Origin of the sequence: Leptolyngbya sp. FACHB-541 (assembly GCF_014695875.1) — a bacterium.
GTDB lineage: Bacteria > Cyanobacteriota > Cyanobacteriia > Elainellales > Elainellaceae > JAAUTN01.
In genome coordinates, this window is record NZ_JACJPC010000042.1 from 79,416 (window position 1) to 96,395 (window position 16,980).

Genomic DNA, 16,980 nt, shown 5'->3' on the forward strand with positions numbered 1-16,980 from the left:
TTTGCCTCTAACGCTTTTGTTGCCCGAATGCTGCGTCCCTACACGTTCTATGCGCCCTCTCTGAAATCTGTAATTCGGCGGCGTAGGTCATCGGCTTTGTCTGGTAGATCAGATTGGGCGATCGCCTCCTGTTCTCCTGACTTTAACCACTTGATCTGAACCGTTTCGCTGTCTGCTTCGGCATCACCCAGGATCAGGCAAGCGACTGCACCACTACGATCTGCCCGCTTGAACTGTTTGCCAAAGGCACTGCCGCTGAGATCAAGTTCTGCTGCAAATCCAAGCTGACGGAGGGTTTGGGCAAGTTTCAAGGCTTGGGCTTCAGCGCGATCGCCCCGCGACACCAGGTAAAAATCAATGGCTGCTGTTGCAAGGGATTGCTGTTGCAGCAGCAAAATCAGCCGCTCCAGACCGATCGCCCAACCCACAGCGGGAGTCTCTGGTCCGCCTAATTCTGCAACCAAGCCGTCATAGCGACCGCCACCGCAAACAGTGGACTGGGCCCCTAGGTCATCAGAAATAATCTCGAATGCAGTGTGCGTGTAGTAGTCCAGCCCTCGCACTAGACGGGAATTTAGCTGATAGGAAATGCCTAAATCTTCCAAAAGCTGCCGTACTCGGTCAAAGTGCTTTTGAGAATTAGGGCTGAGATAGTCCAAAATGCTCGGTGCGTCTTGAGCGATCGCCTTTGTTCGCTCATCTTTGCTATCCAGAATTCGTAGCGGGTTGCGAGTCAACCGATCCTGAGAGTCAGCATCTAGTTCCGCTTGGTGAGGCGTGAAATAGGCAACCAAAGCCTCTCGGTAGGTTTGCCGATCAGCGATCGTTCCTACTGAATTCAAGTCCATTCGCAGTGCCTTTAAGCCCAGCGATTGCAGTAGGTCGGTGGCGATCGCAATGACTTCTGCATCAGCACGCGGATCGGGACTGCCGACCAACTCAGCGCCTAACTGGTGAAACTGCCGCTGCCGGCCCGCTTGGGGACGCTCGTAGCGAAACATGGGTCCGGTATACCAGAGCCGCTGCACCCCACCCTGAGCGTGGAGGTGATGCTCAATAAAGGCGCGAATTACGCCAGCAGTATTTTCAGGACGCAGGGTAAGGGAGCGATCGCCCCGATCCTTGAAGGTGTACATCTCCTTGCCTACGACATCGGTTGCTTCACCAATGCCTCGCTCGAACAGGTCAGTCTGCTCAAAAATAGGAGTCCGAATTTCTCGATAAGCCGACCTGCCCAGAATATCTCTTGCAGCCGTCTCTACCCGCTGCCAGTAGCTGACCTCCTCTGGCAAAATATCGCGGGTTCCTCTCAAAGCCTGAATCGCGCCCATGAATTACTTCTCAGATTACTTCTCAGTCGGTTTAACCACTTCCCAGTTGCCGTAGCGATCGCCATAGTACGCCAAAATCTGCTCCACCCGTAGATGCGAAGCCTGGTCAGCCGCTGCCGTATATTGAATCCACAGCCCACCCACCTGACTCTGTAAATAGTCAAACTTTTGAGATGTCTGAGGCAACAGCCCCGCCTCGACCCCCGCAACTTGACGTAAATGGGCTACTACTTCGCGATAGATTGCCAACGGCAACCGATCACATTGGATTTGGTAAGGCTGCTCTACATCTCCAGTTTGGGCACCAGTTTGGGCGATCGGTTGATTCATCATCTCAGCTAAACGCACTCATTAAGAAATAATTTCATCACTAGAAATGGGCAAAGTACAGCAGTTAACTTCATCAATACAAACTTTCCCCCACTGCAAGGCCCACCTGACCAGAGCAACTCGATTGCCGGTTGAAGTTTTGGTCAGGATATTGCTGATATGGTTGTCAACAGTGCGCTTGCTAATTTCTAACTTTTCTGCAATCTCCTGGTTGGTCAAGCCACCAGCCACCAGTTCCAGGATTTGCAATTCTCGATCTGAGAGTGTCCCAGAGGTCTGATCGCCGCCCGCCATAATGCTTCTCACCGTGTATATTTACTCATCACCTCCCTCAATTCTAAGGGCTTCACTGCAAAAACCGCTTTTATCTCAAAATCCTGTTCAACTTTTGAAATGTTGCCCGGTGGAGAATCCTGCCCAAACGGGTTTCAGACGATAAAAGAATTGAATTTACAACATCTCAAAATCAACAGCTCAGAATATCGATGTGTTCAACTCTCTGGATTTGGTTAAAACGGATTCTTTTGGTGGTGTCAGCTTGGGCATGGGGACTGTTGGCTATTGCTCCAGTGAGTTGGGCTGCACAACCAAACACCAACCAGGAGACGACTCCTACTTTGGAGGAAACAACGCCTAACCGCTCCAGCCCAGACGTTAATGATATTTCTTCAGAAAAGGTGAGCCAGTTTGTTCAAGCTTATGTACAGGTAATCAAGTTGGTTGAGCAACGAGAAGGTGAGCTCCAAAGTGCAGAAACCGAATCTGAATCACTACAAGTTCAGCAAGAGATTGAGGCAGAAGCGTTTGAGGCGATCGCTTCCACAGGCTTAACCTGGCAAGAATACCTCCAGCTTCTAGGGTTAGCAAATACCGATCCGGAGTTTGGCGAACGCATCGCTACCCAGCTTCAAGAAGCAGGTAGTTAGATTGATATACTTGATGCGGAAACAAGTGTACTAGTTCTATTTATTCCTGAATCGTCTTTTGTAATGACTTTGTAATGACTTACAGATTGAGGGAATCTGATGGTTTTACACACTTCACATCACCCATCCGCTCAGTCAGCCCCAACTGTTAACTGGAACGTTTTGCCTGCCGGCTACAAACTACCTGATGACCCGGTAGAAAATGTTCAACAACCGCTTCTTGCTGCTGCTCTCACGGATGCATTAGGAGCAAACCAGCGAGTTTTGCCTGAAATGCTGATCGTCTCCAATTTTGGGCTAGTTGCCACTGTTAATAAAAAAATTGTTGTTAAAGCCCCTGATTGGCTCTATGTGTCCCATGTCAATCCAGTAGCTGAGGGGGTAATTCGCCGCAGCTATACCCCAAATCGAGAAGGCGATCGCGTGGCAGTTGTGATGGAGTTTTTATCCGAAGAAGATGGTGGTGAACTGTCGGTTCGCTCTACGCCACCCTACGGCAAGCTTTACTTTTACGAACACATTTTGCAAGTTCCGACCTATGTTACTTACGATCCTTATGAACCCGAACTAGAGGTGCGCTGTCTTCAAGCAGGGCGGTATGTGCTGCAACCTGTCAACTTGGAAGGGCGAATTCATATTCCTGAGTTAGACCTGTGGCTAGGAATTTGGAGAGGAGAACGGTTAGGACATACAATCAACTGGTTGCGCTGGTGGAATGCGTCTGGAAATCTGCTTTTGTGGAGTTCAGAACAGACTGAGCAAGAGCGTCAACGTGCTGAGGCGTTAGCAGCAAAGCTACGAGAGCTAGGGATTGATCCTGAACGACTGAGTTGATACGACATTGCCTATTTTAGTCAAAACGTTTTTTGTCTAGAAGCTCCGTGTGGCATGGTTTTCCACAGGTATGAGTGAGGCGTTAAGGTATCGCTATAGTCATACAGGCTAGAACAAAGAAGGGAGGCAGGGCGAAGACCTGCCTCCCTTCTTTGTTTTAACTTAAGCGACTAGCACTATAAAAACGCCCATACTACAGAACGGCGGGTTCTTGCAGTTCGGCAGTTTTCAAATTGGACTCTGCTTTCGCTGCTAGATACTCCGTCAACTGCGCTTCAATTTCATTTCGCACAATTTGACGATATTCAGCAAAATGTTCATTCAAAGCACAGTTAACTAGATAGGTTTCAAACACACCTGGGTTGTGCCGAATGATTGAGAAAAGCTGCCGCCAAAACTGAAAGCGTGTATCTCGCTTGATCCCTTGCCGCCAACAAATGGTAAAAAGCGCCCGAATGTCAGAAAATTCTGGCACTTTAAACTTCTTCTTATTAGGGTTTGGTTTCATAGCCAGAAAGTGACGATGAACTCGCGCTAAATAGCGGCTAGGCTCATACAAATCCCAAAAGCAACGGACATATTCCCGTGCAATTTCTTCTAGGGGGCGAGTCGGAATAAAGTTGGTTAGTGTTGTCTGGTGAATGTTAGCTTCATCGTCGCCATCGAGCAATCGCCCTTCTTTTTCAAGTCGATGCCACAGAGCCGTATTGGGCAAGGCCTGAAGCATACTAAAGAGCGCTTGTGGAATTGCGGTCGCTTCAACAAATTCAACGATGCGATCGCCTGCTCCTGGCTTCTCATCATCAAACCCGATGATGAAACCCGCCATGACTCGCAGACCTACTTCGTTAATCTTTTGCACAGATTCTATTAACGAGTTGCGCGTGTTTTGAAACTTTTGAGTTAAAGAAAGGCTTTCTGTATCGGGGGTTTCGATGCCTAAAAACACAGCTGTAAAATTAGCTGCAATCATTAAATCCAATAATTCCTGGTCTTGAGCCAAATCTACAGAAGCCTCTGTAGTCAGGCGGAATGGATAACCGTGTTCCTTCATCCAAGGCGCTAGTTCTCGCAGTAGCAGCTTCACATTGCGCTTATTGCCAATGAAGTTGTCATCTACGATAAAAATCGATCGCCGCCAGCCTAAGTCATACAGCGCTTGTAACTCTGCCAAAAGCTGAGCAGGAGCCTTGGTTCGAGGCTTACGACCGTACAGTACGATAATGTCGCAAAACTCACATTGAAACGGGCAACCCCGCGAGAACTGAACTGACATATCGTTGTATGCCCGCAAATCCAGTAAGTCAAATCGGGGAACGGGGGTCGTTGTGACATCAGGTTTCTCCCCATTAGCACGGAATACGCCTGAAGTTTCTCCTCGCTCCAGCGCTTCCACCAGCATCGGCAGGGTGATTTCGCCTTCGTCTAACACCAAGAAATCTGCGCCCGCTTCTTGCGCCGCTTCGGGCACAGAGGTAACGTAAGGACCACCAACAGCAACCCGCTTGCCGCGCCGTTTTGCTTCGCTAATCAGGTGCAGCATGTCAGGCTTCTGCACAATCATGCCTGAAATGATGACTAAATCTGCCCAATACCAGTCAGCTTCGCTCTCTAGTCGGACGTTGCGGTCAGCTAGACGAAACTCCCAGGTTTGAGGCAAGATCGCAGCGACCGTAGTTAGGCTCAATGGAGGGAGAGAAACCTTACGACCAACCAGCTCCAAAGCTTTATCAAAAGACCAGAATGACTTTGGGAAAAGGGGATAAAGCAGTAAAACCCGCATTAAGTCGTGCCTCACACTATGAATATTGACCCAGAATATTTTCCCAGCATATAGCAGGGCTAAATAATTTGTGAAATTGGCGATTGTAAGAACCATCAAAAGAAACAAATTGGGGCGCGGGAACTACGCCCCTACGCCCCAATTTTCGTTCACAATCTGCAACGTCAGTCCTCAAACCAAAGGAAATTGTGTTCCCCGCTACACGACATTTTAACCTAGTAACTCCTGAAGACTATCAGGATCAACATAGTGGCAAGTCGTGTTGTCAAGACAAATCAGTGCCCAACCCGCCTGATCAATTCCAACTAGCTTGTAGGCAGTTTCTTGAACAAAATATCCTTTGTGATTGCGAGTCCCGGGCTGAACTTCAAAGTTATATGTATCTGTGCTCAACATGTCTTTATCCTCTGGTTTCAAAAACGAACTGTCAAAATTTATAAAATATGGGTTTGTCTTCCCCATCAGTTAACTTAACCTTATCTCTAAAATTGTGAATTGGTCGTTAAGTTATCTGAACAATTGAATCTTAACCTTCATTAAGTTATAGAAATCCTGTTCGATCTTGCTTTAGAGAAGGGTTTGAGCGATCGCAAATCAAATCTGCTTGACCGAATGTAAATGTTTAAATATAAACACTCTCAGTTTTAAAATCATCTCTTAAGAAGCCTGATGATTAAAGCCAGATGGCTGTAGAAACTGAATTTCAATCATTACAATTGGTCTACATTCTCTCTTTCCTAACCTTCCTAACCTACAAAATTTGAACGAGCGGTAAAAAACGCTTGCTCCAGCAAAGATTCAGGATATAGTAAATGTGAGGCTTTAATTCGGTGTAAGTTTAGTTTGTATATCATCGGCAGACGGCTATCCGAAATTTGGATCTCAGATATTTTTCTAACCGGAGTAGCTTATGTCAATCTATGTAGGTAATCTGTCCTACGAAGTCACCGAAGCTGATGTCAACACCGTTTTTGCTGAATACGGTACGGTTAAGCGAGTTCAGTTACCAACTGACCGGGAAACGGGTCGTATGAGAGGCTTTGGTTTTGTTGAAATGGGGACAGATGCAGAAGAGGCAGCAGCCATCGAAGCATTGGATGGAGCCGAGTGGATGGGGCGTGATTTGAGAGTTAACAAAGCAAAACCTCGCGAAGATAGAGGCTCTTCGGGTGGCGGCGGTTGGGGCAATAATAACCGTCGTCGCTACTAGAAGAAATAAACCATGAAAACTCCTGAACTTCTGAGCCGGTATGCTGCCGGACAGAGAAACTTTAGCGGCATCAATTTGATTGCAGCAAAACTAAGAAGTGTAAATCTAAGGCGTGTTAACTTTAGTGAAGCAGATTTGACTCAAGTCAACCTGAGCTATTCCTGTCTTAGCGGAGCAGATTTGCGTAACGCTAACTTGTGGAATACAAACCTCACAGGTGCGAACTTGGCAGGTGCAAACCTCACAGGTGCAAATTTGACCGGGACAAATTTCACAGGCGCAAATTTGACCGGAGTTAAACTGGAGCAGTCTAACCTCAAGGACGCATCTCTAGAGGGGGCAACCATGCCCGATGGGGTAGTTCGCGAGCCCGTTAAGTAGCACTGATTCAGACTGCAAGCGCAAAATAGTGCAACGTTATAAACCCAGTTCTTGGAAGGATATCTTCTAAGGGCTGGGTTAATTTATTTTGTGAAGATTCCTGTGAATGTTTCAGATCTAGTGAGCAGCAGCAGTTTCGCAGTCTAATTTGCTTCTACTCGATCGGAAGCATTCCCCCTCATCATTCCATTTCTTGTCTTCCTCATAACTGGCTTCTGGCTGTTGATGATCTTTGATTGCGTTCGCAATAGCCTAGAGGGAACATTCAGAATCCTCAATAAAAACTATGTCTAGCTGTTTATCTGGGTTTGTGGGTTTGTGTGTTGGAGATGCGCTGGGCGTTCCAGTCGAGTTTACAAGTCGGGCTCAACGGGCAATAGCTCCAGTTGCAGGAATGCAGGGCTATGGCACCTGGAACCAACCGCCCGGTACCTGGTCTGATGACAGTTCGCTAACCTTTTGTTTGGCAGAAAGCCTCTGTAGCGGATATTCACTGAAGGACATCGCCGAAAAATTTTGCTGCTGGTACAGTGAAGCGTACTGGACGGCACATGGTGAAACGTTTGATGTGGGAAACACGACTCAAGTGGCGATCGCCAAATTACAGCGCGGCATTTCTCCTTTGGAGTCGGGTGAGAGCAGCGATCGCAGCAATGGCAACGGTTCTCTAATGCGAATTTTGCCGATGGCGTACTGGCACAAGCGGCTAGACTTCCCAGAGTTAATCGATCGCGTCCATCAAGTTTCCAGCATTACCCATGCTCATCCTCGTTCTCAGATCGCGTGTGGCATTTACATCAGTGTTGCCATTGATCTGCTGCAAGGGTCTGACCTCGAAACGGCATATCGGCAGGGGTGGGAACGAGTTCAGCAAATTTATCAGAAATCACCCTACAGTTCAGAACTGCCGTACTTTGAACGGATCACGAATGGGGCGATCGCTAGCTTACCTGTTAATGCGATTCAGTCGAGTGGCTATGTGATTCATACGTTAGAAGCTGCGCTCTGGTGTTTATTCAACACTCATTCTTATGCTGAAGCGGTGTTGAAAGCAGTTAATTTGGGCGACGATACCGATACAACTGCTGCTGTTACAGGAGGTCTAGCTGGAATCTACTATGGGTTAGACAACATTCCTGTGGAGTGGATAAATCAGATTGCTCGAAAAGCAGCAATTGAAGATTTAGCAACCCGATTTGAACAGGTCACTAACGCTTAATGTTTGCTTGATATTTGCTTGACGTTTGGCGCTTACTTGGCAGCAGGAGCAGGCTGTGTACCGAACGCTGCTTTGGGGTAGGGAATGCGCTGGTGGTTGAACTGTTGCCAGACGCGCACAAAAATTTCGGCAATTTTAGTCATGTCTGCTCGGGTTAACCCACAATCCACCATCTGGTTATCTTGCCAGCGGGCCCGTAGAATGCGGTTAACCATTGCTAAAGCTTCGTCGCGGCTAGCATCTTTGAGCGATCGCAGTGCCGCCTCGCATGAATCTGCCAGCATCACAATCCCCGTTTCGCGAGACTGAGGAATGGGTCCGTCATAGCGGAAATCGGCTTCGTTAATCACCAGGTCGGGGTTTTCTTTCGCTCGCTGTTGCGCTTGATAGTAGAAATAAGTGATTAGCATACTGCCCTGATGTTCCGGGATAAAGGCTTGAATTGCCTTGGGCAAGCGATATTTTCGCGCCATTACGACCCCTTCACTGACGTGCTTTTTGATAATGGTTGCGCTCTTCCAGGGGTCATCGATCAGGTCGTGCTTATTCGGCCCGCCCATCTGATTCTCAATAAAGCCCAGCGCATCATGCATTTTGCCAATATCGTGGTAGAGCGTTCCCGCTCTCACCAGTTCTACGTTACAGCCCAATGCACGGGCCGCAGCTTCAGCCAGGGTTGCGACAAATAGGGTGTGCTGAAATGTGCCCGGAGCATCAGAAGCTAACTTTTTCAACAACGGGCGATTGGGATTAGACAATTCGGCAAGACGAATCGGCGTAACCAGGTCAAAAAGTTGTTCTAAATAAGGACTGATACCCAGTGCGACAATGCTCCAAGCAAGCCCCATCAACCCTTGCAGCACCGATTGGGTTAAAACTGCATACCAAACGGGGTTAGCAGGCGTCGTCAAAATCAGGCTCAGCAGCAGGTAAATAATCCCTTGGGCTAAACCTACTCCGCCACCCAATAGCGCCAGCTCTTCACGCGATCGCAGTCGCCCTGCCATGCCCGCACCCAAAATACTACCGATCGCACAGGCAGTCAGCGTGACCCAGGAAATCTCCATGCCAATTGGCAGGGCGATGCTTAATAAACCCACTACCGTAATGCCCAAAGCAGAACCGTAGAAACTGCCGATCAGCAGTCCTAACGCAGGCAAATTGGTTGCCGGAACGCCCAGCGCGATGAGCAGGGGAGTCGTCAGCGTCAGCAAAACCACCAGGAAGTGATCGCGTCGTCGCAAGCCTGGATGAAACCGCCGCTCAACCAGCAGAAAAATAGTTATCCCACCCGCCACCAAACCGCCAAAGCCAATCACACCCAACCAGTTGACTCCTCGGCGGCTCAAGCCAAAATGGTCAAGTAAGACAAAATCGGACTGGCTGATCGGCTCACCTGCCTGAGTAATCACCTCACCCCGCCTAATCTCCACAACTTCAGGCTCAACTGCCTCGGCTGCCCGCTCGGCAAGTAGACGGGTTTGCTCCGGATCTTGAACCAGGTTAGGGCGCACGGCATTCATCAAAACTTTGCTTGCCAGCGGTTTTGATGCAGCTGGAATTGTCAAATCAAGCTGTGCCCGAACTGCATTTTCTAGTAGCGAATCAGGTAGCCCTGGCGGAATTCCTTGAAGTAGGATGCGTTCCAGAGCTTGGCGAACTCCGGATTTGGTGCTGCTCCACTCAGCATCTGTCAGGTTAAAGAAACTGGGGTCATAAAACTTGCTTTGCTCGTCTTTGAGAGAAGACTCCAGTGTTTCTGCCGTGGTGGTATAGCGTTGGCGAGCACGGACGATGACTTCTCTCAAAGCTGAGAAATCTTCCGTTGAAGCATTTTGTTGATAAGCCTGTAGCTCAATGATCGCAAGCTGCTGAGAAGAACTTGCCTGCACACCTGGCGGTTGAGATGGCGAATCTGGACGAGTGCGAGGAGCTGTTGCTTGGGCTCCTGAATTCACCGATGCCAGGATCGTCCTCCATTCCCATTCCTGCGCCTGTCGCAGATGGCGTTGAGTCCCGGTAGACAATACTGAAGTTTCAATATAGGGCAGGGGTCCTGCTTGCTGACGCAATTCATCGCCTCTAGCAAACAAGCGCTGTAATGTCTGATAAATTTCCTGGTTAACTGCCTGGTTAACCATTAGAACAGGAACTGCTCCGGTGCGGGCATCTTGCCGCTTGGTTTCAGTTGTTTCACTATCTACAACGCTGGCTGACTCAGGCGCTCGAATGGTTTGAGGGGCAATTGTGTTTACGTCAAGCTTGGGTTCGTTATAAAATCGATGCCCAATTGCACTGGTGAGAGAAACAACCACCAAAATCAAAGCGACAGGTGAAGGGGAGCCACCCCGCTTAGACGACTTTCGCCGCAGAGGATTAGGGCGGAGAGCAATCGCTGCAATCTGTTTAGACTTGAGTTTTGAAACCTTGGACAGAAATCGGCGAGTTTGATCAGCCTCGGTATAGCGCTTTGCTTTCCCAAACAGCCGCCTTACGAGCCGGTTAAAGCGTCTTTGAGAAATATCTAAGAGATGCATCTACCACCACCGAATCGATTTGCTAGATCAAGCTGTGCTAACTCAAGCTGTGTTAGCAAAAACAATGGAACTTTTGGAGATACCAACGCCACACTAAAGGCGGGAGTTTTGGTAGATGGACATGAACAGTGGCGACTTCACGTTGTCTGATTTACAGCAAAAAAGCTAACCCTGAGTAATAGTATATCCAAGCCAGATTTTAGGCATGTAAATTTGTAAAGCCAGGCGAAAGATACAGTAAAGAGTGCCGAGTATTTGTAGTTGAAAGTATGAATTCATTGCTGTAGCTAAACAGGTTGGGGCGCAAGAGGCTACAGATGGAAGGGCACACCCCGCTGAGCGGGGTGCCCTTTCATCTACTTACAATTAACGCTAAACGTTATGGGTCTGCTGAGTGGGGTTTAGTGGGGACGAATGACCTTTGGGGCCGCGATCGCAAAAGTCTGTCCGGGGTAATTGAGTAGGTGAACCAGGTCATAGGCTCCAGACCAGGCGGCTAAAAGTTGGTCAGACAGCTGTTGCAGTTCCGCTTCGGTAGCGACGCCCCACAGGTGGTTTAGGGGTGAGTGTTCAGAACTGCCGCGGCTCAGAGCACTCCGCCAGCTTAAGGGAATGCTGCTAATCCCGTTGTAAGCTCCAGATAGGGCTGCTGTAAGGCAGGTGGTTTGCGGGTTTCGGTGAAGTTGGGCAGCACGAATAACGGAAAGGCAAAAGTCTTCTGGTGTGTTGAGAAAACAGTGAAAGGCGATCGCAATGGTCAGCGCATCTGATCCAGTTTGCGATTTGCTAAGCTGGTCGCGAATCTGAGCTGTCGCCCTATCAAGGCTAGTCTGGTTTAAGGTTTGCGCGAATCGAAGCTGCTCAACAAAATTAGCAGAATTAGATGGAGCGGATGGTCCTGGCGTTGTGGGACGATCGCGGTTTAACTCCAGTTCCTCAATGATTTCAGCAATGAGTTGGGTTGGGTCAAGCTGTTCTCTCAGCGTTAGGGAAAGGGCATAACTGATGGCAAGAACTCCATCGCTTAACTCTGGTCGATGTCGCCAAACTTTGTCTGCCTGTTGAAGCTCCTGTTCCAGCTGATGAGGGTCAGCATGAAAAAACAGAGCAATCGGAAGGGCAGCGATCGCCAACCCCGCGTCAATCTGTGGAAAGTCTGGAAGGGGGCTGCCCTCATCTTGTTCAGATGAATTTCGTTCAGAATTCGGTTCTCTGTTCGACTGTTCAAACGGAATTTCTAAGACATCCAATACCTCATTAATCCAGCTTGTTTCGCCACCGCCGCCTCGAATCAGTCCTTTTATCAGCTGGACAGCTACGCGACCCCAAGCTGGTGCGATCGCAATCCTGTTTGCAAGCGTTGAGTCGCTAAACCCCCAACGGCTTAGACTCGTCCACTGAGAGGGCTGTTTGACTTGCGGCTGTTGGCTTTGCATAACCTGACACTGAGTGCCTAAAATTTCTCCCAGAGCGGCTCCCAGTAAAACAGCTTGAAATCGGCTGGAAAGTGAATAGCGCATTGACTGTATCTGTGATTTCTGGCGATCGCCTCATTCATCATGACAAGAATTTGGGATAAACTCAGAAGGATTTTGATCCGCAGTCGTGGTCTCTCAATGCAAACAGGACTCCAGCCCAGCCGCACTCACTTGATGCAAAATTCGGGGACCGCCACCCCATTCCCTCGATGCCTGCAAATTGGGCAGGTAGCACTGATTGGCTGCTTTATGCTGCTTGGCTTAAGCGCTTCACCCGGCAGTAGCCAGGAAGCTCAAGCGCCTGCACCGAATGCTGAGATTTTGCCACTGGAAAGTAGCCGCATCACGTTGCGAGTGGGTAGCCAGGGTACACAGGTTGCAGAGTTGCAGGCAATGCTCAAGCTTTTGGGCTACTATAGCGGTGTCGTGGACGGTGTGTATCAGGAGAGTACTGCGATCGCCGTTACCGCCTTTCAACAAGCAGCAGGGTTGACCGCAGATGGGGTTGTTGGACCTGGAACATGGGAACGATTGCTACCTGCGTCTCCTTCAGTAAGCGGAGTGTCCTCTGCGACTGGGGCGATCGCTCCCTCTGCAAGTAGTCCAGCTACACCTGATACCGCTGAAACAACTGCTGCGACCCTTGCTTTCCCAACGCCTTCTTCCGTTGAGCCGACTGCGACTCCATCGGCTGCTGCGGCTAATGCAAGTGAGACAGCCAATACAGCGCCCAACCCTACACCTGCTGCTAGTGCAGGCAATACGGCAGGCGGAACATCTGCCCAAGCAGCCAACTCCAGCACTCAAGCAACGGCTCAGTCCAGCGTAGATCTGCCTATCCTCAGAGTGGGAATGCGCGGACCAGCCGTCACTCAACTACAAGAACGGCTACGAGCCACAGGATTTTTTAATGGCACCGTAGATGGCGTTTTTGGCACAGAAACTCAGAACGCAGTCAGAGCTGCTCAGCGTAATTCTGGGCTTGAGTCAGACGGAGTAGTTGGACCCGCAACTTGGGACGCTTTGCTGCGTTAAAGGGAATCCAATTTAACCTATTTGTAGCAGTCCTATTGTGACCTCCAACTTCTTCAAGAAATTGGAGGTCTTGATGTTCATAACCTATTACAGTTTGCTTCGTATTACGGAAGCCATTCCTTCAAATGGGATAATTTTTTGCTGCTTTTTGAGGTGAATTCAGTCCAAAGATAGATTACAATATCCATTTCCTCAGAAGGAGTTCTTTCTAGATGGTTCTTGTTAGGTTGTATTTGTTCGCTCCTTTCATAGATGTCTGCATCACTCATTTAAAAGTGCATCTCCTGATATAGTTCTCATGGCTCTAAAGCTTTGTCAGAAGAGGCTTTGACCTTGATTTAACAATAGTAAACTGAAGGCTATCGAGAACGATCAGATTAATATAAATGTCTTTTTGATTGAATTCTGTTGGTGTAATATGACTCACTCAAATAATAACGATCGAACTCGCATTCAGAGCGATCGCCCTACCTCTATCCAAAACGATCATCATCAGGTTTATCCTACTTCTGGTAATCAAGTCTCTGACCGTCGCCGCATCTTGAACGACCGCGAGGTAGAGCTAGGAAATCAGGATTTAGTAAATCCCAATCCTTCTATCGGCAACGGTAATCGAACTGCTTCTCCCGCCTCTTATCAAAACGGATATACGCAGGGGCGTGTTGTCGAGCGTCAGGCATACGAAGAGAACTTGCGAGTTAGAGACGACAATAGTGCTTCACGAGGTTTATTGCTTGGTATTCTGCTGACTTCTCTTCTGGGCTTAACCGTAGGTGCTCTATATTTTGTCAATCAGCAGAGCCAAACTCCGGTTGTACCTGTGCCCGTACCTGTAGAACCTCAAGAGGAGGAAACCGAGACAAACAACACAGAAGTTCGTGAGCGAATTATTGAGCGGACTCGCGAGATAGTACCTGTACCGCAGCCTCAAGCTCCTGCACCTCAGCAACCTGCTGCTGAACCTGCACCCGCTGTTCCTCCAGCCAGCACGACGCAGCCAGAAGCTGTGCAGCCAGAAACAGCACAGCCTGAAGCAGCACAGCCTGAAGCAGCACAACCAGAGACAGCTCAGCCAGAGACAACTCAGCCGAATGTAGCTGAGCCAGCCCCTCCAGTCGCTAATCCTGTGCAATAGAGCAGATAATATCTACTTCTAAATTGGATTGGACTTGAACCTGCTTCCTACCTCCTTCCAGCAAGGATACATTTGAAAGTTCTTCCTGGAGGAAAGAGTAGAGTCATATTCGTTGAGATAGAAAATGGGGCAAGGCTAGACCTTGCCCCATTTTCTGTTTTGGCTTGAGTGATTAGTTTGGTAAGAGAATTCTCATTGCTAAGGAATTAACTCGGCAGGATCAAACCCTCGTAGCTCTAAATGTTTGTTCCAGTTCCAAGCGTGAAAAAACTCTTTTGCCTGCTGATAGCCTAAGCAGTAGAGAATGTCTTTCTTTTCATCACTAATATCAAATTCCCGCCGTCCACGTAAATTTGACCATCTATCGAAGCAGGAGGAGGCATTCGACTTAAGATGTCTGCCTTCTCTTCAGATGTCAGCCGCAGTCCCGGTTCTGCCAGAATGTGGTCGGTTTTCCAATGTGGTCGGATTTCCACGCCATCGACAATGCCTTCCTGAAAGATTAGATCAGTGATATTGACGGGATACAAAGGCTAACTCTGCATTAACGGAAACCACGAATCATCAGGTTGAAATGGGCTAGAACACTGTCACTAGAACATCGCCACTAAAACGCTATCAGTACCCTCTAGGGTAATGCTGCCATTTAGCTTGCTTGCTTAGGATAAAAACGTGAATTTGACAGGTAAAAAAAGTTGCAATTCCTATTCATAGAGGCAGCTTTTTATGACCTGTTCAATACACTTGCAACAACAAAACGTAGAACAGGAGAAGTAAAGCTATGGCAACTTTGGATGTCACTATTAAGACAGGTGGGGATGATCTACGCAGCGGCAGCCACGCAAACTTTTACGTCAAACTGCAAAATTCGCCGGTCAAAGAGTTTACGAGACTGGTTGGAGGATTGGGGGGAGGTTCGGAGACCATTACTCAAGTGGAGATTCCTGAATTGACAGACCCTAATCAGGTGGAGTTTTTCCAATTGCAGCATGTTTCTCAGGAGAAAGGCACAGAAACAGCAGACAACTGGGATTTGGAATCAATCCAGGTGATTCTACGGGCAGGACGGTTTCCTGCCGTTGTTGGCGAACATGGGGCGCATCGATTTGCGGGAGATAGCCGCTTGATTACTTTTGGCGGTACGGATACTTAATAGTGAGGCAGTTGTTTTTATTGTCTAGACTTTATTGTCCAGACTGGCTAAGAGCTTCCGAAAGGTAGTCGGCGGTAGCCTCGACGAGGGCGATCGCATTTTCGTACACCATTCGCGTTGGCCCTAGCATTCCCACACTGCCAACCTGGGTATTTCCCCGTTGATAGGTTGCAGAAACCAGGGTGCATGTGCGAATCGGCTCCAGCGGATTTTCAGAGCCGATTCTAACGGTGACTCGCTTGCCAGGGTTTTCAGGTTCAGTAGACTCGCAGATTAGCGACCAAAGCTGGTCTTGCTCTTCTTCTAGAAGTTGAATGATCGTTTGAACCTGCTGTAACTCTGAAAACTCTGGCTGACGGCGCAACACTTCAGCAACGCCGCTAATCAAAATTTGGGTAGAAACAGGCACCTGACTGCGGCTTGCTAATTCTTGGAGAGATACGCGCAACAGGTCTGCGTAGCGCTCAAATTCTCGTCCAAGGTCGCTCCAGTCGAGTGTGGAGATCTCACTGAGCGATCGCCCCCGGAGATGGCTATTGAGGAAATTGGAGAGAATTTGCAGTTCCCGGTCGAGCAGTTCGGCGTCGGGCTGCGTATCGCTGCTCGGTTTGGGCAAGTTGACCAATGTGGATTGAGTTTCGTAGGAATCTAGCACCACAATCAGCATCACCCGTCCGGGGTCAATTTGCACCAGTTGCAGGTGACGCAGTTGCACCGTGCTGGCTTGGGGCATGGTGATTAGCGCAATGTAGCCACTCAAAGTTGAGAGAATTTGAGCTGCACCGCGCATCAGTGCCTCAAAGCTGCAATTGTCCCAGTTCAACTGGTCTGAGAGCATTTGGTCAGCTCGACGAGCCAGCGCTTCTGAGGGCGTAATTAGCTGATCGACATAGATGCGATAGCCAGAGTCAGAGGGAACTCGCCCTGCTGAGGTGTGAGGCTGATAGAGCAAGCCTGCCTTTTCCAGGTAGCCCATCGCATTGCGAATCGTAGCGGGGCTCACCCTGGGATTAAATCCTTCCACCAGCGCTTCGGAGCCGACGGGCTTAGCAGTAGCGATGTAGTGACGCACCGTTGCCCAGAGAACTTGCTGCTGGCGATCGCTAAGCTTGAGTTGTATTGACATTTGAGCCAGAGCTAAAGTGCTGTTTACTGATCGTAATTTAGCTGACCTGTCGTTGCCTAGTTAGTAGGGGCTAATACCGAGCCGAGCAGCGCAGGGAGAACAGGGTTAAATCGGGTTAAACCGTAAGGTTAATAACGAGGAACAGCTGGATCAACAGCGGTTGAGTAGGCATCAATGCCACCCGTCAGGTTTTTGACATGGGTAAAGCCTTGATTGAGCAACCAGTGACACATCTGGGCAGAGCGCACCCCGTGGTGACACATGACGACGGTTTCTGCGTGAGGGTCAAATTGCGTCTGAACCTGCCCTGACCACTGAGCAAACTGGCTCAGCGGCAGGCTGTGAAACGAGTCTAAACTGGCGATCGCCAGTTCTTCAGGCTCTCTGACGTCAATCAGTTGCAGGCGATCGCCAGCAGCCAAGCGCTCAGCTAATTCCTCAACGCTGATGTGGGCGAGCGGTAGATTCGAAGCTTGAGCAGTCATCGGGTTAACTTAAAACA

Annotated in this window: 18 protein-coding genes; 8 read left to right on the top strand and 10 right to left on the bottom strand. The window is 49.0% G+C overall.

Annotated features, from left to right (window positions below):
• Window positions 1-47: 47 nt before the first annotated feature.
• Genes hisS through H6G00_RS07225 form a run of 3 tightly spaced genes read right to left on the bottom strand, consistent with a single transcriptional unit; the run spans window position 48 to window position 1,955 of the window.
• Window positions 48-1,331 carry a histidine--tRNA ligase gene (gene hisS, locus H6G00_RS07215; protein ID WP_190796223.1) on the bottom strand — a complete coding sequence of 428 codons (1,284 nt, stop codon included), beginning with the start codon at window positions 1,329-1,331 and terminating at the stop codon, window positions 48-50.
• Between the two features lie 15 nt (window positions 1,332-1,346).
• Window positions 1,347-1,664, bottom strand: coding sequence for a hypothetical protein (locus H6G00_RS07220; protein WP_242042168.1), 318 nt, complete (start codon window positions 1,662-1,664; stop codon window positions 1,347-1,349).
• Window positions 1,665-1,682: 18 nt separating this feature from the next.
• Window positions 1,683-1,955, bottom strand: a complete 273-nt coding sequence (locus tag H6G00_RS07225) for a helix-turn-helix transcriptional regulator (RefSeq protein ID WP_190644795.1) — start codon at window positions 1,953-1,955, stop codon at window positions 1,683-1,685.
• Window positions 1,956-2,188: 233 nt separating this feature from the next.
• Here H6G00_RS07225 and H6G00_RS07230 point away from each other — a divergent pair, with 233 nt between their 5' ends.
• Both H6G00_RS07230 and H6G00_RS07235 read left to right on the top strand, forming a co-directional pair.
• Window positions 2,189-2,587, top strand: a complete 399-nt coding sequence (locus tag H6G00_RS07230) for a DUF4168 domain-containing protein (protein ID WP_347278154.1) — start codon at window positions 2,189-2,191, stop codon at window positions 2,585-2,587.
• A 99-nt stretch (window positions 2,588-2,686) separates the two neighbouring features.
• The gene (locus tag H6G00_RS07235) at window positions 2,687-3,421 is read left to right on the top strand and encodes a Uma2 family endonuclease (protein WP_190796225.1); all 735 of its coding nucleotides are present in this window, start codon (window positions 2,687-2,689) and stop codon (window positions 3,419-3,421) included.
• 193 nt (window positions 3,422-3,614) lie between these two features.
• Here H6G00_RS07235 and H6G00_RS07240 read toward each other — a convergent pair whose 3' ends face one another.
• A complete protein-coding gene (locus H6G00_RS07240) occupies window positions 3,615-5,204 on the bottom strand; it encodes a B12-binding domain-containing radical SAM protein (protein WP_190644798.1) in 1,590 nt (529 codons plus the stop codon).
• Between the two features lie 210 nt (window positions 5,205-5,414).
• Window positions 5,415-5,600, bottom strand: a complete 186-nt coding sequence (locus H6G00_RS07245; RefSeq protein WP_190644799.1) for a hypothetical protein — start codon at window positions 5,598-5,600, stop codon at window positions 5,415-5,417.
• Window positions 5,601-6,114: 514 nt separating this feature from the next.
• Here H6G00_RS07245 and H6G00_RS07250 point away from each other — a divergent pair.
• The 3 genes from H6G00_RS07250 to H6G00_RS07260 all read left to right on the top strand — a co-directional run bounded on the left by H6G00_RS07250 (window position 6,115) and on the right by H6G00_RS07260 (window position 8,014).
• Window positions 6,115-6,414, top strand: coding sequence for an RNA-binding protein (locus tag H6G00_RS07250; RefSeq protein ID WP_190644800.1), 300 nt, complete (start codon window positions 6,115-6,117; stop codon window positions 6,412-6,414).
• Window positions 6,415-6,426: 12 nt separating this feature from the next.
• Window positions 6,427-6,795 carry a pentapeptide repeat-containing protein gene (locus H6G00_RS07255; RefSeq protein ID WP_190679198.1) on the top strand — a complete coding sequence of 123 codons (369 nt, stop codon included), beginning with the start codon at window positions 6,427-6,429 and terminating at the stop codon, window positions 6,793-6,795.
• Window positions 6,796-7,081: 286 nt separating this feature from the next.
• Window positions 7,082-8,014, top strand: a complete 933-nt coding sequence (locus H6G00_RS07260) for an ADP-ribosylglycohydrolase family protein (protein ID WP_190796226.1) — start codon at window positions 7,082-7,084, stop codon at window positions 8,012-8,014.
• Window positions 8,015-8,046: 32 nt separating this feature from the next.
• On the opposite strand, the gene H6G00_RS07265 is transcribed toward H6G00_RS07260, so the two are convergent.
• Window positions 8,047-10,551, bottom strand: a complete 2,505-nt coding sequence (locus H6G00_RS07265) for an HDIG domain-containing metalloprotein (protein ID WP_190796227.1) — start codon at window positions 10,549-10,551, stop codon at window positions 8,047-8,049.
• 401 nt (window positions 10,552-10,952) lie between these two features.
• Window positions 10,953-12,071 (bottom strand): ADP-ribosylglycohydrolase family protein, encoded by a 1,119-nt coding sequence (locus tag H6G00_RS07270; protein ID WP_190796228.1) that lies wholly within the window; start codon window positions 12,069-12,071, stop codon window positions 10,953-10,955.
• Between the two features lie 96 nt (window positions 12,072-12,167).
• Between H6G00_RS07270 and H6G00_RS07275 the strand changes: the two genes are divergently transcribed.
• Entirely contained in the window at window positions 12,168-13,064 is an 897-nt protein-coding gene (locus tag H6G00_RS07275) for a peptidoglycan-binding domain-containing protein (protein ID WP_190796229.1), read from the top strand.
• Between the two features lie 418 nt (window positions 13,065-13,482).
• Complete coding sequence (locus tag H6G00_RS07280) at window positions 13,483-14,199, top strand: hypothetical protein (protein WP_190796230.1); 717 nt, start codon at window positions 13,483-13,485, stop codon at window positions 14,197-14,199.
• A 290-nt stretch (window positions 14,200-14,489) separates the two neighbouring features.
• On the opposite strand, the gene H6G00_RS07285 is transcribed toward H6G00_RS07280, so the two are convergent.
• Window positions 14,490-14,729 carry a hypothetical protein gene (locus H6G00_RS07285; RefSeq protein WP_190796231.1) on the bottom strand — a complete coding sequence of 80 codons (240 nt, stop codon included), beginning with the start codon at window positions 14,727-14,729 and terminating at the stop codon, window positions 14,490-14,492.
• A gap of 251 nt (window positions 14,730-14,980) precedes the next feature.
• Here H6G00_RS07285 and H6G00_RS07290 point away from each other — a divergent pair, with 251 nt between their 5' ends.
• A complete protein-coding gene (locus tag H6G00_RS07290; protein WP_190796232.1) occupies window positions 14,981-15,352 on the top strand; it encodes a hypothetical protein in 372 nt (123 codons plus the stop codon).
• A 31-nt stretch (window positions 15,353-15,383) separates the two neighbouring features.
• Here H6G00_RS07290 and hrcA read toward each other — a convergent pair whose 3' ends face one another.
• Window positions 15,384-16,472, bottom strand: coding sequence for a heat-inducible transcriptional repressor HrcA (gene hrcA, locus H6G00_RS07295; protein WP_190796276.1), 1,089 nt, complete (start codon window positions 16,470-16,472; stop codon window positions 15,384-15,386).
• Between the two features lie 134 nt (window positions 16,473-16,606).
• On the bottom strand, window positions 16,607-16,963 hold the full coding sequence (locus H6G00_RS07300; RefSeq protein WP_190796233.1) for a rhodanese-like domain-containing protein: 357 nt from the start codon (window positions 16,961-16,963) through the stop codon (window positions 16,607-16,609).
• Between the last annotated feature and the right edge of the window lie 17 nt (window positions 16,964-16,980).